The sequence below is a fragment of the Alkalihalophilus lindianensis genome (assembly GCF_032843265.1).
Lineage (GTDB): Bacteria > Bacillota > Bacilli > Bacillales > Bacillaceae_D > Alkalihalophilus > Alkalihalophilus lindianensis.
This window is the reverse complement of sequence record NZ_JAWJBA010000020.1, coordinates 1-3,016: the sequence shown is the minus strand read 5'-3', so window position 1 is coordinate 3,016 and position 3,016 is coordinate 1. Positions and strand designations below refer to the sequence as shown.

Sequence of the window (3,016 nt, the reverse complement as noted above, 5' to 3'; positions counted from 1 at the left end):
GTAAACATGTGTCAAGAATAATTTGGATAAGTCCTCGACCGATTAGTATCTGTCAGCTCCACGTGTCGCCACGCTTCCACACCAGACCTATCAACCTCATCATCTCTAAGGGGTCTTACTGGATTAACTCCATGGGAAATCTCATCTTGAGGGGGGCTTCATGCTTAGATGCTTTCAGCACTTATCCCGTCCACACGTAGCTACCCAGCGATGCTCCTGGCGGAACAACTGGTACACCAGCGGTGTGTCCATCCCGGTCCTCTCGTACTAAGGACAGCTCCTCTCAAATTTCCTACGCCCGCGACGGATAGGGACCGAACTGTCTCACGACGTTCTGAACCCAGCTCGCGTACCGCTTTAATGGGCGAACAGCCCAACCCTTGGGACCTACTTCAGCCCCAGGATGCGATGAGCCGACATCGAGGTGCCAAACCTCCCCGTCGATGTGGACTCTTGGGGGAGATAAGCCTGTTATCCCCAGGGTAGCTTTTATCCGTTGAGCGATGGCCCTTCCATGCGGAACCACCGGATCACTAAGCCCGACTTTCGTCCCTGCTCGACTTGTAGGTCTCGCAGTCAAGCTCCCTTATGCCTTTGCACTCTTCGAATGATTTCCAACCATTCTGAGGGAACCTTTGGGCGCCTCCGTTACTGTTTAGGAGGCGACCGCCCCAGTCAAACTGCCCACCTGACACTGTCCCTGAACCGGATCACGGTTCGAGGTTAGAATGTCAGCACAGTCAGGGTAGTATCCCACCGACGCCTCCATCGAAGCTGGCGCTCCGACTTCCAAGGCTCCTACCTATCCTGTACAAACTGTACCAACATCCAATATCAAGCTACAGTAAAGCTCCATGGGGTCTTTCCGTCCTGTCGCGGGTAACCTGCATCTTCACAGGTACTATAATTTCACCGGGTCTCTCGTTGAGACAGTATCCAAGTCGTTACACCATTCGTGCGGGTCGGAACTTACCCGACAAGGAATTTCGCTACCTTAGGACCGTTATAGTTACGGCCGCCGTTTACTGGGGCTTCAATTCAGAGCTTCTCCCGTAAGGGATAACCCCTCCTCTTAACCTTCCAGCACCGGGCAGGTGTCAGCCCCTATACTTCGCCTTGCGGCTTCGCAGAGACCTGTGTTTTTGCTAAACAGTCGCTTGGATCTTTTCACTGCGGCTCTCTCGGGCATACACCCTAATAGAGCACCCCTTCTCCCGAAGTTACGGGGTCATTTTGCCGAGTTCCTTAACGAGAGTTCTCCCGAGCGTCTTAGAATTCTCTTCTCGCCTACCTGTGTCGGTTTGCGGTACGGGCACCTCTCACCTCGCTAGAGGCTTTTCTTGGCAGTGGAGGATCAGGAACTTCGGTACTATATTTCCCTCGCCATCACAACTCAGCCTTCACGAGAAGCGGATTTGCCTACTTCTCAGCCTAATTGCTTGGACGCACATATCCATCAGTGCGCTTACCCTACCTTACTGCGTCCCCCCATTACTCAAACGGTGAGGAGGTGGTACAGGAATTTCAACCTGTTGTCCATCGCCTACGCTTTTCAGCCTCGGCTTAGGTCCCGACTTACCCTGAGCGGACGAGCCTTCCTCAGGAAACCTTGGGCTTTCGACGGAGGGGATTCTCACCCCTCTTTTCGCTACTCATACCGGCATTCTCACTTCTAAGCGCTCCACCAGTCCTCACGGTCTGACTTCGCAGCACTTAGAACGCTCCCCTACCACTGACACCTAAGGTGTCAATCCATAGCTTCGGTGATACGTTTAGCCCCGGTACATTTTCGGCGCAGAGTCACTCGACCAGTGAGCTATTACGCACTCTTTAAATGGTGGCTGCTTCTAAGCCAACATCCTGGTTGTCTGGGCAACTCCACATCCTTTTCCACTTAACGTATACTTTGGGACCTTAGCTGATGGTCTGGGCTGTTTCCCTCTTGACTACGGATCTTAGCACTCGCAGTCTGACTCCCGAGTAAAAGTTTTTGGCATTCGGAGTTTGACTGAATTCGGTAATCCTGTGGGGACCCCTAGTCCAATCAGTGCTCTACCTCCAAAACTCTCAACCTCGAGGCTAGCCCTAAAGCTATTTCGGGGAGAACCAGCTATTTCCGAGTTCGATTGGCATTTCACCCCTACCCACACCTCATCCCCGCATTTTTCAACATGCGTGGGTTCGGGCCTCCATTCAGTGTTACCTGAACTTCACCCTGGACATGGGTAGATCACACGGTTTCGGGTCTACGACGGCGTACTCATGCGCCCTATTCAGACTCGCTTTCGCTACGGCTCCGCCTTATCAGCTTAACCTTGCACGACATCGTAACTCGCCGGTTCATTCTACAAAAGGCACGCTGTCACCCATTAACGGGCTCCAACTAGTTGTAGGCACACGGTTTCAGGATCTGTTTCACTCCCCTTCCGGGGTGCTTTTCACCTTTCCCTCACGGTACTGGTTCACTATCGGTCACTAGGGAGTATTTAGCCTTGGGAGATGGTCCTCCCGGATTCCGACGGGGTTTCACGTGTCCCGCCGTACTCAGGATCCACTCTGGAGGAAATAGAATTTCGACTACAGGGCTGTTACCTTGTGTCGCGGACCTTTCCAGATCGCTTCGCCTATTCTATTTCTTTGTAACTCCGTATAGAGTGTCCTACAACCCCAAGAGGCAAGCCTCTTGGTTTGGGCTGTTACCGTTTCGCTCGCCGCTACTCAGGTAATCGCATTTGCTTTCTCTTCCTCTGGGTACTTAGATGTTTCAGTTCCCCAGGTCTGCCTCCTCATGCCCTATGTATTCAGGCATGGGTACTATTCCATTACGAATAGTGGGTTCCCCCATTCGGATATCCTCGGATCAAAGCTCACTTACAGCTCCCCGAGGCGTTTCGCCGTTCGTCGCGTCCTTCTTCGGCTCCTAGTGCCAAGGCATTCACCGTGCGCCCTTTCTAACTTAACCAAAATTTAAAAAAGGTTGTTGAATTCTTGACATGCTCGTTCAATCTTCTCTATT

Annotated in this window: 1 rRNA gene; it reads right to left on the bottom strand. The window is 52.3% G+C overall.

Annotated elements, in window-relative coordinates:
• Positions 1 to 22: 22 nt before the first annotated feature.
• Positions 23 to 2,962 (bottom strand): 23S ribosomal RNA (locus RYX56_RS21060).
• Positions 2,963 to 3,016: the final 54 nt, after the last annotated feature.